Source organism: Ruegeria sp. CF5 (assembly GCF_056537325.1).
In genome coordinates this window covers 923,259-935,889 of sequence record NZ_JBQFRI010000001.1, presented here as the reverse complement: position 1 = coordinate 935,889, position 12,631 = coordinate 923,259, and the positions used below count along the sequence as shown (strand labels likewise).

14 protein-coding genes are annotated in these 12,631 nt (G+C 57.1%); 7 read left to right on the top strand and 7 right to left on the bottom strand.

The features are described from left to right. Nucleotides 1–89: 89 nt before the first annotated feature. Together ACR0NW_RS04470 and trxB are read right to left on the bottom strand one after the other, a co-directional pair. Nucleotides 90–1,793, bottom strand: coding sequence for an adenylate/guanylate cyclase domain-containing protein (locus ACR0NW_RS04470; protein ID WP_480448668.1), 1,704 nt, complete (start codon nt 1,791–1,793; stop codon nt 90–92). A gap of 145 nt (nt 1,794–1,938) precedes the next feature. Further along, nucleotides 1,939–2,883 (bottom strand): thioredoxin-disulfide reductase, encoded by a 945-nt coding sequence (gene trxB, locus ACR0NW_RS04465; protein WP_170650978.1) that lies wholly within the window; start codon nt 2,881–2,883, stop codon nt 1,939–1,941. Nucleotides 2,884–3,105: 222 nt separating this feature from the next. Between trxB and ACR0NW_RS04460 the strand changes: the two genes are divergently transcribed. Continuing rightward, the gene (locus tag ACR0NW_RS04460) at nt 3,106–3,606 is read left to right on the top strand and encodes an Lrp/AsnC family transcriptional regulator (RefSeq protein WP_170650977.1); all 501 of its coding nucleotides are present in this window, start codon (nt 3,106–3,108) and stop codon (nt 3,604–3,606) included. A 103-nt stretch (nt 3,607–3,709) separates the two neighbouring features. Here the strand turns inward: ACR0NW_RS04460 and ACR0NW_RS04455 are convergent, their stop codons facing one another. From ACR0NW_RS04455 to lgt, 4 genes are all read right to left on the bottom strand, one after another. Next, nucleotides 3,710–4,492 (bottom strand): Hint domain-containing protein, encoded by a 783-nt coding sequence (locus tag ACR0NW_RS04455; RefSeq protein ID WP_170650976.1) that lies wholly within the window; start codon nt 4,490–4,492, stop codon nt 3,710–3,712. A gap of 731 nt (nt 4,493–5,223) precedes the next feature. Continuing rightward, a complete protein-coding gene (gene pgeF, locus ACR0NW_RS04450) occupies nt 5,224–5,982 on the bottom strand; it encodes a peptidoglycan editing factor PgeF (RefSeq protein ID WP_480448669.1) in 759 nt (252 codons plus the stop codon). After that, nucleotides 5,979–7,046 (bottom strand): class I SAM-dependent methyltransferase, encoded by a 1,068-nt coding sequence (locus ACR0NW_RS04445; RefSeq protein ID WP_480448670.1) that lies wholly within the window; start codon nt 7,044–7,046, stop codon nt 5,979–5,981. The genes pgeF and ACR0NW_RS04445 overlap by 4 nt, the downstream gene beginning before the upstream one ends. Further along, nucleotides 7,043–7,930 carry a prolipoprotein diacylglyceryl transferase gene (gene lgt, locus ACR0NW_RS04440; RefSeq protein ID WP_480448671.1) on the bottom strand — a complete coding sequence of 296 codons (888 nt, stop codon included), beginning with the start codon at nt 7,928–7,930 and terminating at the stop codon, nt 7,043–7,045. Before lgt ends, ACR0NW_RS04445 begins: the two co-directional genes overlap by 4 nt. A 97-nt stretch (nt 7,931–8,027) precedes the next feature. Here lgt and ACR0NW_RS04435 point away from each other — a divergent pair, with 97 nt between their 5' ends. The 5 genes from ACR0NW_RS04435 (at nt 8,028) to ACR0NW_RS04415 (ending at nt 11,228) form a co-directional block, all read left to right on the top strand. Next, nucleotides 8,028–8,276: an accessory factor UbiK family protein gene (locus ACR0NW_RS04435; RefSeq protein WP_480448673.1), complete on the top strand. Its 249-nt coding sequence runs from the start codon at nt 8,028–8,030 to the stop codon at nt 8,274–8,276. 314 nt (nt 8,277–8,590) lie between these two features. Continuing rightward, nucleotides 8,591–9,091 carry a YbjN domain-containing protein gene (locus tag ACR0NW_RS04430; RefSeq protein ID WP_170650971.1) on the top strand — a complete coding sequence of 167 codons (501 nt, stop codon included), beginning with the start codon at nt 8,591–8,593 and terminating at the stop codon, nt 9,089–9,091. 40 nt (nt 9,092–9,131) lie between these two features. Then, on the top strand, nt 9,132–9,947 hold the full coding sequence (proC, locus tag ACR0NW_RS04425; RefSeq protein WP_480448674.1) for a pyrroline-5-carboxylate reductase: 816 nt from the start codon (nt 9,132–9,134) through the stop codon (nt 9,945–9,947). Further along, nucleotides 9,940–10,278 carry a tRNA-binding protein gene (locus ACR0NW_RS04420; protein WP_480448675.1) on the top strand — a complete coding sequence of 113 codons (339 nt, stop codon included), beginning with the start codon at nt 9,940–9,942 and terminating at the stop codon, nt 10,276–10,278. The genes proC and ACR0NW_RS04420 overlap by 8 nt, the downstream gene beginning before the upstream one ends. Next, a complete protein-coding gene (locus ACR0NW_RS04415) occupies nt 10,278–11,228 on the top strand; it encodes a 2-hydroxyacid dehydrogenase (RefSeq protein ID WP_480448676.1) in 951 nt (316 codons plus the stop codon). Before ACR0NW_RS04420 ends, ACR0NW_RS04415 begins: the two co-directional genes overlap by 1 nt. Before the next feature lie 2 nt (nt 11,229–11,230). Here the strand turns inward: ACR0NW_RS04415 and ACR0NW_RS04410 are convergent, their stop codons facing one another. Continuing rightward, nucleotides 11,231–11,809 carry a thymidine kinase gene (locus ACR0NW_RS04410; RefSeq protein WP_170650967.1) on the bottom strand — a complete coding sequence of 193 codons (579 nt, stop codon included), beginning with the start codon at nt 11,807–11,809 and terminating at the stop codon, nt 11,231–11,233. Nucleotides 11,810–12,161: 352 nt separating this feature from the next. Between ACR0NW_RS04410 and ACR0NW_RS04405 the strand changes: the two genes are divergently transcribed. After that, entirely contained in the window at nt 12,162–12,623 is a 462-nt protein-coding gene (locus ACR0NW_RS04405; RefSeq protein WP_480448677.1) for a hypothetical protein, read from the top strand. Nucleotides 12,624–12,631 lie beyond the last annotated feature (8 nt).

The window sequence follows — 12,631 nt, the reverse complement described above, 5'->3', positions numbered from 1 at the left end:
GAAAACAAAGAACGGAATGCGCGGATTTTGCACAGAACAGAAGGATGTTCCAATGATGTGCAGTTGACGCGAAAATGAATTCGAAAAATTCAGTTTGCGGGAGGGTTTTCGGACTCATGTTCCGATGCCGTCAATTGATCGGTGAGCTGAGATGCCCGCTGGACAGGCAGCGCTGCGATCGGCTCTGCAACCCCACGCAACTGGAACTCTGTTATAGACAGCCGGGAGGTATCGATCCCCGCTGCCGCAAGCACCGCGTCGGATACAAGCAGCTCGACGCTCAGGCCTTTGGTTTCACCCTCCAGTCGGCTTGCGACATTGACCGCGTCCCCGATGATCGTGTGCGAGGCGTGGCCTTGAGCACCAATTTCCCCAAGTACCAGATCACCCAGATGCAGCCCCATGCCGATTTTGATTTCGGGGCTGTTTTCACCGGCAAGCTGCTTGTTGAAATTCTCCAAGGCCCGGCTGACATCCGAAGCTGCTTTTAGCCCGGCTTTCGCCGAACTGGCGGTGTCGCGGGTTTCAAAAACGGCAAGCAGCCCGTCGCCCAGGTATTTGTCGACCACGCCGCCATCGTTTGTGATCGCGGGAACGATTGCGTCGAAAAACCGGTTCAAAAGAAACACGACGTCATAGGGCAACTGGCCTGCGGTACGCGCGGTAAAACCCCGCATGTCCAGAAACAGAATTGCCAGCATCCGTTCCTGCCCCTGACTGGCATGGGCACGTGTGCGGCCGCCGTCGGGTTTGAACACGCGAAAGACAGTCGACGGATGCGCCGGCCGTATCTGGCAGGCCAGACGCGTTCCCGGCGGTGCATTGACCGCTGCTAGGCTGCGCGCTTCGATGTCGGTTGGTGGATGCAACAAATCCGCACCTTGCTCCACAACAACGCGGCAGGTAGTGCAGCGCCCCTTGCCGCCGCAAAGGGCGGTATGGGGGATGCCATTGGCTTGCGACATCTCAAGCAAGGTCATCCCCGGTTCCGACAGAATCTCAGGGCCGTCGACATACCGCACCCTGACTGAGTGCCGCTTGCGCCAGATCTTTCGCCCAAGGAACACCGCCGCAGTCAGGGCAAGTGCTGTCCAGAATACTGTGTGACCCCAGTCTTTCACGGCAAAGAGCTCTGTGAATTCCTGATTAGTGGGCCAGTTAAAGTACTCGACATACTGATCGCGCAGGTCCGGGTCGGCAAAGTCCGCCATCATTCGCCGACCCTCGGTGATCAATCCGGCATAGGCGAATCCGGGGACCAGTACCGCAACGCCGATCAGATAGGGGATCGCGGGGCGCCACCATCGTGTCAGACGCAGCCAGAAATGCAGGCCGATACAGCCATGTATCCAGACCAGCAACAACAGGATGCTTTGATACCAGATCGAGTTGTTCGGCCACATCAGAACCATGATGTAGCTCATCGCGTCGTTTACACCGAAAACCTCGTGCGCATACCGAGTCTGAACAAGATGAGAGAGCAGTTGCAGCGGGATCAGCAGACCCAGAACCATCTGCAATGCAGCGCTGAAAGGCATACGCAGGGTGCGCCTTTGTGCGATCGAGGTCAGGGCAAGTCCGGCATGGATCAACAGTGAGGCATACAGGATCACGGTACCCGGCACACTGCGCGTCACCCACTGGCGGGCGCCCTGCATCGCGTTCATCCAGACGGGGTCAATCAGGCCGAGGCCGATATTGATAAAGTGAAAAAACGCATAGAGAAGCAGGATCAGGCCGGTCGCGATCCTGAGCCGTGTGGTCCAGCTGCCTCGCCAGAGGGCACTTGCCAAAATCTTCTCCGGTTTCTTTTTAAAACGGCAGGCAAAGTCTGTGCCGCGCGCAGGCCCGGGTCAAGGCACAGTTACGAGAGGTAAAAAGAAAGGGCCGATCCGCAGTAAGGACCAGCCCTTTCCTTAGAAATAGGGAACTAATGCCTCAGGCGTCGTGTTCCGCCAGAAAGCGTTCGGCATCCAGCGCCGCCATGCATCCCATGCCCGCAGATGTCACGGCCTGACGATATACGTGATCCGTCAGATCACCGGCAGCAAAGACGCCCGGAACCGAAGTTTCAGTGGTGCCCGGTTTGGTCACCACGTACCCACCCATATGGGTTTCCAGCGTATCCTTGACGAGTTCGTTGGCCGGTGCATGACCAATGGCAACGAAAACGCCCTTGCACGGGATTTCAGTGATTTCACCGGTTTTCACGTTCTTTACGCGAACCCCTTCAACGCCAAGCGGGGCATCCGTGCCGATCACTTCGTCAAGCTCGTGAAACCACAGCGGTTCGATCTTTTCATTCTTGAACAGACGATCCTGCAGGATTTTTTCAGCGCGCAGCTCGTCGCGGCGATGGATCAGCGTGACTTTGCTGGCGAAGTTGGTCAGGAACAGGGCTTCTTCGACCGCGGTATTGCCGCCGCCGATTACTACGATTTCCTGACCGCGATAGAAAAAGCCATCGCAGGTCGCGCAGGCGGAAACGCCAAATCCCTTGAACTTGTCTTCCGAAGGAAGCCCCAGCCATTTCGCGCGGGCTCCGGTCGCCAGAATGACCGAGTCGGCGGTGTAAGTCGTTCCGTTGTCGCCCTTTGCAGTGAAAGGGCGCTTGCTGAGGTCCAGATCACTGACGATATCGCCAATGACTTCGCAGCCCATGGCGGCGGCGTGTTCCTGCATCTTGATCATCAGGTCCGGGCCCTGAACTTCGGTGAATCCGGGATAGTTTTCGACTTCGGTCGTTGTGGTCAACTGACCACCGGGTTCGATCCCCTGTACCAGAATCGGCTGCAGCATTGCCCGGCTTGCGTAAACGCCCGCGGTGTAACCGGCAGGCCCCGATCCGATAATCAGAACCTTGGTGTGTCGTGTCTCGGCCATGGTACCCCCAATGAAACTGCCTCTGCGGACCTGCGATCCTCAGCGTTTGGATATAGCGGTCAGTGAAACGGGCTTAAACCCCTTTTCCCATGCAGGACCGCCATGCACCCACGGGGATGCACTGAAAAAGAGCATTGAGAATAAAGAATATTGCTTAATCGCGAAAGATTATTGCGCATCATCCGTGCGCTGCTATAAGAACCGAAAATTCAGGAGCATTCCATGGTCGCGACACGGCTGGATGAAATTGACCGCAAGATATTGGCGGAATTGCAGGCAGACGGTCGGATGACCAATGTTGAGCTCGCAAAACGCGTGGGAATTTCGGCGCCGCCCTGTTTGCGGCGCGTGCGGACACTGGAAGAAGCTGGCCTGATCCGCGGCTATCACGCCGAAGTGAACGCACGGGAACTGGGATTTGAGGTTCAGGTGTTTGCCATGGTTGGTCTCGAAAGCCAGGCCGAGACGGAATTGCGGGCCTTCGAAGACCGCTGCCGTGAATGGCCGTTGGTTCGGGAATGTCACATGCTGAACGGTGAGGTCGATTTCATTCTAAAGTGTGTCGCGCCGGACCTCAGCAGCTTTCAGCAGTTTCTGACAGGAGAGTTGCTGACCACGCCGAACGTGGCCAGCGTCAAGACTTCGTTGGTTATCCGCGGCGCAAAAGACGCCCCAGGCGTGCCGTTCGACGTATTGGAAGAACGGCTGAGCCGGTCGGCGTAGCAGCGACGTTTTTTGGTGTTGCGTTGCACGGCGGTAAAAACGCCGCGATGGTTAACGAAAACACCCAACTCAGTAACAATTGCATAATAGCCCCCCCCAGGATTCATGCAGTGATAGCGTCAATCTCACCATCTCCGGCGCGCGGAAGCAACAGCGGACCGAAATCGTTCAGAGAACTGATGTGTGAGAACAGATTCAGATAGATGGATCGCAACGATTGGCTGAGCATCCGGATGGCATTTGTCCCCGGATGATAGGTTTCGAATTGCAATCCGTCGATGCGAATAACCGAATGCCGGCGTAGGCATATATGAAACAGTTCCACCGGTGTTGGTGGGATAGTTTCGACTACGCTCATTCCATCCTGAAACTCCTGCACCGGTGTCAGCATCGGATCACCACCGCTGAGATGGTGCAGATGCGCGGGCGAGGCCAGCAGACGGGCCGACGGACCGGCAATGACACCAGACATCGGTTTTTGCATGCCAAAAGTATCGGCCATGATTCGCGTCAGCGGATGCGTGCGGCCACGGGCGTCGGCTTTGCCAGGTAGCAGCGTGACCGATCCCTTCCACAGAACCGTTTCTGCCGCACCGTCCAAGGTGATCACCTTGTCACCGGGCATCAGATCCTCGATGGCCATCGGGCCAATATCTGTCTCGACAAGCGAGCCGCGGGAAAATGCACAGAAGGCGTCCTCGAACAAGGGCAGGGCAGGCGCGATATGGCGAACCTGAGACACCTCACCGTTCTTTAGAAGTGAACTGACTTCGTAGCGTCTGAGTTGGGCCCGTTGCGGGCTGGCTGGCGTTTGTACATCGCGCAGCAGTACAGATGTCTCGACCGCGTTTTTTGCTGCTCGAGCCAGCGAATGTGGAATAGTCATATGTATTCCGTCCCCTCTAATTTATGCCGATTCCCGATCATCCCCTCTGATCTACCTGGTTCGGCATTTTGATTTTTTGTCTTGAAATGAATGTATTACCACGAGCGCATACATAATTTGTCGCCACAAGGCGAAGCCGTATCCGCTTACTATTGGTCAAAACATTGACCCCCCAGACAAACTCACAACAAACGCAGCCAAAATGTCTGCGCACACACGACCCCGAATTTTGTCGCAACAGTTGTTGCGGATATTCCACGCGGGACCGAGGCCATGTTCCAGCGTGGGTCTTTCCAAAAGACCGGGCAGCTTGGTCTTTCAGGACTTTCGTTCAGCTTCTTGCGGCCAGGCGGCGCGCAATTCTGACTGAGTCGCTCGAAACACGCTTCCAAGGCATTTCAAGCTTTTGATCTTTCGTGGCCGCGATGACGGCACTGAGAAAGCGAGATTTTGTTTTCATTATCTTTACCTGCACTGCCGGGACCGATGTCCCCCTCAACAATTCTCCTGACCTTCATGCTCATTTGAGGCGCCGATAAGGCTGATCCGAGAAGAATTGAGGACAAATATGCAGGTGTGGCGTACCTCTTTCCCAATTATGCTGGCGTCTGGTGGCCTGAGGCTTCAGGTAACCATCTGAGACACCGCGGTAAATTCCGTTCGATTCTTAGAGAGATAGACTAAATAAATGCGTCAAAATCGGGGCGAAACTGCCTTAATTCGACCGCAATTCATATGCGAATAGCAGAAATTAGCCGTCCGTAATCGGCTTCTCCTGCATGGGTCGTGCGGCGATACGAAAAGAACCGATCAGCGTCAGAATAGGTGCAATATCTGGTCCATTCGGCTTCTCCGATCCCTGCAGCGCGCAGCCGGTGCAGGCCGTAGGACGGCAAATCGAAATGCAGGCGGTCCCCGTTTCCATTGGCGAAAAACCGGGTATTTTCCGGTGACTCTGCCTCGAAAATGTCCAAAAATTCTGGGCCGACCTCGTAAGCGCGCTGCGAAATGGTCGGACCGATGACGGCAACTGTATTGGAACGGCTCGCCCCAAGTGATTCCATGGCATCCAATGTCGCTTCCAGAACACCTTCCAAAGCGCCACGCCAACCCGCATGGGCGGCGCCGATCACTTTAGCGTCAGGATCGGAAAACAGGACCGGCTGGCAATCCGCCGTGAGAATGGTCAGCGCCAGATTCGGGGTCGCTGTAACCATCGCATCAGCTTTTGGCCGTTCGCCGGATATCGGACCGGTCACGGTAACCACATTCGGAGAATGTACCTGATGAACGCCAATAAGCGCCTCGGGATCTACATCCATCGCACTTGCCACGCGGCTGCGATTCAGCATGACTGCCTCGCGCTGGTCCGATGATCCCAGACCACAATTGAGTCCTGAAAATATGCCCGAGGAGGCGCCGCCGCGACGGCTGAAAAAGCCATGTGAAACGGGGGACAGCAGGTCCGAGGTCAGAATTTCCAGTGTCATGGCTCCAGTCCGGGTGGTGGCGCGGCATGTGCAGGGTAAAGCCCAAGCACCTTGAACAGGTTTCCCATTTCATCCGGGTGCGTCAACCGTCGATGTGCGCTGACAAGCAATTCCAGTTCGTCCCCCACAACTGAGCTCGCCAGAGATTGCGCCCGAGCGGTGATTCCCAATCGTTCCAGAAACACGCCCTGTGTCGAAAGACGCGTATGAGAGATGCCTGCCGCCCTGGCGGCAGAGGCAAGGGATTCGAAATCCACATGCGCTGTCAGGTCGGATGCTCCGGGGTCAGTCAGAGGATCAGTTGCCTTGTGCGAATGCACCGCCTGAAAGGTATCCCCCAAAGATCGCCAGTCGCCATAATCGACTATCAGAGCGGCACCACCATGGTCGCGTATTCTTTGTGAAACGGTCGCCATGATCGGCGTCGAAGCTGAGCACAGTTCGACAAGGTCGCCGTCCTTCGTGTCGTCCAACCTGTATTGCAAGGCCGGTTGTGACGCGGTTTGCCCAAGTCCAAAGGTCAGCGACCCGTCCTCGCAGCCAATCAGCCGCTCACGCCAACCATCGCCGTCTCTTATGAACTGGCGGATTGGCAGTGCGTCAAAGAATTCATTGGCGATCAGAAAAACCGGGGCCAGGGACAGGTCCTCAATGGAATCGGCCCAGATCGGTGCGTAACCCGCCAGCGTTTCCGCCTGTATCTTACGCAGCGCTGCTGAGGCTTCGACCAGAAAAATCTGCGCGGCTTCGTGGAAACCCGGAATGTCACGGGTTGCGCGCAGAATATCCGCCATCAAGGTTCCCCGGCCCGGGCCAAGTTCGGCCAGGGTAAACGATGATGGCTGCCCCTGATCCAGCCAGCATTGCGCCAATGCAAGGCCGGTCAGTTCTCCGAACATCTGGCTGATTTCCGGTGCCGTGGTGAAATCCCCGGCAGAGCCAAAGGGGTTCCGCGTTGAATAATAACCATGAACGGGATGCAGCAAGCACTCCGCCATGTAATCCGCAATGGTCAACGGACCGTTTTGGCTAATGCGCTCGATCAGTTTTTCCCTAAGGCTCATCCTTTCGCCCGTCCGGATCGCAATACGAACCACAGACCCAGGGCAATCATCGGCAGGGACAAAAGCTGGCCCATTGTCAGGCCATAGCCGTCGATATGCCACGCCAGTCCCAGAGGGTTGCCCGGCGATACAAACTGCGCATCCGGTTGCCGAAAGAACTCAACGATAAAACGTGACAGGCCATAACCCGCAAGGAAGACCCCGGTGATCAGCCCCGGTTTGTGAAATCCGCCGCGACGATAAACCAGCCACAGCAGCAACAGGCCAAGCAACAGCCCCTCAAGCGCCGCTTCATAGAGTTGCGAGGGATGGCGGGCACACAGCCCAATGACATCGGGGCAGTCCTGTGCGGCAGCACCGGGAAAGATAACCGCCCAGGGCAACTCGCTGGGGCGGCCCCACAGTTCGGCATTCACGAAGTTGGCCAGCCGACCAAGCAACAGGCCGGGCGGGACGCCGTGGGCCACAAGATCGGCCAGCGGCAGTTTGGGTATTCCGTGCCGTTGCGCAAAGATCAATGAGGCCAGAACCACACCAATCAACCCGCCGTGAAAGGCCATGCCACCTTGCCAGACCTTGAGAATCTCGATCGGGTTCTGAAGATAATAGGCCGGTTGATAGAACAGCACGAAACCCAGCCTTCCGCCAAGTATGATGCCAACGATGATCCAGGTCAGCAGGTCTTCGAATTGCTGTGTCGTCAGGGGTGGAGAGTTGTCGTGCCATAGGGCAGGGCGGCGCAGGGCGACAATCGCCAAACGCCACGCGATGAGAATACCGGCGATGTAGGACAAGGCGTACCACCGCAGGGCGAACTCCATCCCGAATAGTGAGATCGAGAAAAGTTCGGGCGAAAGGTCGGGGAAATTCAGAACTGCCTGCATGTGCGTCTCATTGCCCGGGGTTTGTGGGGCAAGTCAACCTTGAGCCCGGGCCTTTCCTTGCCCATATAGGGGGTAACCGCGACACCGGAGTAAAGACATGCAAACCCGCAACAAGATCCTGGACGACGTTTCCCAACTTATGACCAACGCAATGGGCGTGGCGCAGGGCGCGCGGGAAGAGGCTGAGAATGCCATGAAGTCGATGATCGACCGCTGGCTGGCTGATCGCGATTTCGTCACCCGCGAAGAGTTTGACGCCGTGCGGGCGATGGCGCAGAGAGCGCGCGAGGAAAACGCGGCCCTCGAAGCACGCATAGCGGCACTTGAGGCCAAGCTGGGCGACTAGGCCCGGGATTCTCCAGTATTTGGGGTAAAACAATCCGACCGTGCAATCCGGTGTCGGTTTGCGCGGCTCGGGGTATTTTGACGCGCTGCAGAATTATTTCAAGAAAAAGCTGTGTCTGGCGCCAATATTTTGGGCGGCGTTGCCAGCTGTCCACAACTTATTGCTGTTATCCCCAAAAATAGGGGTTGTCAGGGTACCTGCCACATCGCACCATATTTAGTACAGGCCAAAGGGGGAAGCCCGGCTTGTAGAGCAGGCAACTAGCGCTGGGGCGCTGCCAGCCCCGACCAGCTAGAAAGTAGTGAGGTGGTATTATGGCCCTTTCCGAACAGTACCTCGAAGAAGACATTCATCCGATCGACATTGTTGAGCATCTCGCCGAACATCACGACTGGGATTTCGACCGTATCGGCGACGATCAGATTGCCATGGCGGTCGAAGGTCAGTGGCGTACGTATTCAATCACCCTGGCTTGGTCCGGCTTTGACGAAACGCTGCGGATGGTCTGTTCGTTCGAGATGGAGCCGCCGCAGGAGCGGGTTCCGGAACTGTACGAACTGCTTAACGCCATGAACGATCAGTGCTGGGCGGGTGCCTTTACGTACTGGGCAAACCAGAAACTGATGGTTTACCGCTATGGTCTGGTTCTTGCGGGTGGCCAGTCGGCCAGCCCGGAGCAGATTGACACGATGATCACCGCGGCGGTTCTGAGCGCCGAGAGGTACTATCCGGCCATCCAGCTGGTGACATGGGGCAACCGTACCCCGTCGGATGCGATGCAAGTCGCCATTGCAGAGGCTTATGGCCGCGCGTAAAGCTTTGCCCCGAACCTGAAGACATTGGGGAGGGGCAATCATGGACATGTCGCACGTCGCGGATCAGGGGCTGGTGCTTTTGGGCTGCGGGAAAATGGGATCGGCCATGCTTGCAGGTTGGCTGGAGCATGGCCTTCCCGCGTCTTCGGTCTGGGTCGTCGACCCGTATCCGTCAGATTGGCTGAAGGCGCAGGGCGTTAACATCAACACACCTTTGCCCGAAGCGCCAGCAGTGGTGCTGGTGGCAGTAAAACCACAGATGATGGGCGAGGCGCTGCCAGCGATTCAAGCTCTGGGTGGGGGTGGCAGTTTATTCGTCTCGGTTGCTGCTGGAACTTCGCTTGAGACGTTCGAAAAGGTTCTTGGCGGCGGAACTCCTATCGTTCGTGCGATGCCCAACACGCCTGCCGCAATCCGTCAGGGCATCACCGCGTTGATCGGGAACGCTCATGCAGGGGATGCGCACCTGACGCTGGCGGAGAACCTGTTATCCGCCGTTGGCGAAACTGTGCGGCTTGAAGATGAGGCACAGATGGACGCCGTGACCGGCGTCAGCGGTTCTGGCCCGGCATACGTATTCCATCTGATCGAAACCCTGGCCGCTGCTGGCGAGGCGCACGGCCTGCCGCACGAACTTGCGATGAAGTTGGCCAAATCCACCGTGGCCGGGGCTGGGGCTCTGGCCGTCGCAGCGGATGATCATCCTTCGCAGTTGCGCGTCAACGTCACCTCACCCAACGGCACGACGCAGGCTGCACTTGAGGTTCTGATGCATGAAGAGACAGGTTTCCCCGACCTGTTGCACCGGGCCGTGAACGCCGCCACTGTACGCTCAAAGGAGTTGTCGCGTGAGTGAGATTTCTTTCGACGACTTTCTCAAGGTCGACATCCGCGTGGGCGAGGTCATTCGGGCCGAAGATTATCCAGAAGCCCGCAAACCCGCGATCAAACTGTGGATCGATTTTGGTGGCGAGATCGGTGAACGCAAAACCTCTGCCCAGATCACGGCGCATTACGATCCGTCCGCTTTGGTGGGCAAGCAGGTGATGGCCGTAGTCAACTTTCCACCGCGCCAGATCGGCAAGTTCATGTCCGAAGTCTTGGTGCTTGGATTGCCCGACGATAACGGTGAGATCGTTTTGGTCGGCCCCGATGGCAAGGTGCCTGTTGGCGGCAGGATGCACTGATGAAACTGTGGATTACACGCCCCATGCCGCCCGCAGTCGAAGCGCGCGCGCGTGACACGTTCAACGCTGAAATCCGTTCCAGCAACCTGCCCCTTGATGAGGGCGAGATGCGGCAGGCGCTTGCCGAGTTTGACGTGGTGGTACCCACATTGGGTGACATGTTCTCGGCTGCTGTGTTTTCTCAGGTTCCGAATCCGCGTTGCAAATTGCTGGCCAATTTCGGTGTCGGATATAACCACATCGACGTGGCTGCTGCGCAATCGGCGGGCTTACAGGTGTCGAACACGCCCGGAGCCGTCACTGACGCGACCGCAGATATAGCCATGACGCTGATCCTGACTACGGCCCGCCGCGCGGGCGAGGGGGAGAGGTTGGTTCGTTCCGGTCACTGGCAGGGGTGGCATCCGACGCAGATGCTTGGGCACCACGTGACGGGCAAACGGGTCGGTATTGTCGGCATGGGGCGTATTGGGCAGGCTATCGCCCGGCGCTGCCATTTCGGATTCGGGATGCAGGTTTCCTATCTGGCCCGCAACCGGAAAGAGCTCGATTTTACTGCGGAGTACATTGCCGATCTTGATGCTTTGGCCGCATCGGTCGATTTTCTGGTGCTGGCCGTTCCCGGTGGTCCTGAAACCCGGCATCTGATCAACGCCGGTGTTTTGGCTGCAATGAATCCGTCGGCAATCCTAGTGAACATCGCACGGGGTGAGGTTATCGACGAATCTGCCCTGATCACCGCTTTACAAGACGGTCAGATCGCAGGCGCGGGTCTGGACGTGTATGAATTCGAGCCAGCAGTGCCGGATGCCCTTTGCAAGATGGAAAACGTCACCTTGCTGCCGCACCTGGGGACGGCAACCGAAGAAGTGCGGACGGATATGGGGCATATGGCGTTGGATAATGTCGCAGCCTTCGCAGAAGGGCGCTCACTTCCCAACGCGGTCTGAGGTCACATTCCGACGGCTTCACGCCAGTGCTTGCGGCAGAGCGAGACATAGGTCTCGTTCCCGCCGATCTGTACCTGTGCGCCCTCGGTGATGGCGTTCCCGTCCTCATCCCGGCGAATCACCATTGTCGCCTTGCGTCCGCACTCGCAGATGGTTCGAACTTCGCGCATCTCGTCCGCCAGGGCCAACAGAGTGGCAGAGCCCGGAAAAAGCCGTCCCTGAAAGTCGACCCGCAAGCCATAGGCCAGAACCGGCACCTTCAGATCATCAACGGCCCGTGCCAGTTGCCAGACCTGATCTTCGGACAAAAACTGCGCCTCGTCCACGAATACACAGGCCACAGGTCCCTGATTCAGGCGGCGCTCAATCATGCTGAAAACATCGTCTACCGGGCTGAATGTGTCGGCTTCGGCCGAGATTCCGATTCGCGATGCAATCTGCCCATTGCCAGCACGCCCATCAATGGCGGCGGTCAGAAGATAGGTTTCCATCCCGCGCTCGCGGTAGTTGTGAGAGGCCTGCAGCAATACCGTGGATTTGCCTGCATTCATGGTGGAGTAGTTGAAGTAGAGCTTTGCCATGCGCCGGGTCTAGAACGACTTTTTCGGGCGGGCAAGTCAAACCAAAGCAAACGACGCCACCGTTGCGGTTGCAGAGGCTGAGCAGATGCTCTTAGGGGATGGAAACCCCGCTTCCGCAACAGCGACGCCGTTGGTCAACATGCGACCAAACCAGCGTAAGGCGAAAAATGTTGCCTTCACGTCACTCTTTACCGGCATGAACTGCCGCCACTCACTCACAAAATCCCCCGTAAATCTGAGGGATAGCCAAGGTATGACATTTGACTTATTAGTCTTGAATGGGAAAATTTCCGGCCCTTTCCCCGGCAGACATGATCGGGAAGGGGTGAGCGCAGGTAGCGAAGGTAAAAAAATGGCCGAAATCGGTACATATCTCAAGAAACATACCGAAGCTTTGGTTAAGGACGTCGGAATCGAAGCCGCGTGCGAGATTACCGGTAAATCCAAGGCAACGCTGGGGCGATATTATTCAGACAACGCGGAACATGCCGACCGGTTCATGCCGGTGGATGCTGTCGCGAAACTGGAAAATGCTGCAACCTTTCCGCATGTGACCTCGGCGCTGGCCGATCTGAAAAGCATCACCTTGTCTTATGGCGACCGGAACACCGACGCGCCCCGCACCGGAGGTGTGAATTCCGATGTGATCGCGCTCAGCCAGCGGTTTGCAATGCTGATGACCGAATACCAGTCCGCTATTGAGGACGGCATTATCACTGTAAACGAGGCCAAGCGCCTGCTGAAGGAAACCAGCCTGTTGCAGCAGGTGCTGATCGAAATGAAGCTTCACCTTGAAGAGGAAAGCGTAAGCTGAGCCACTTT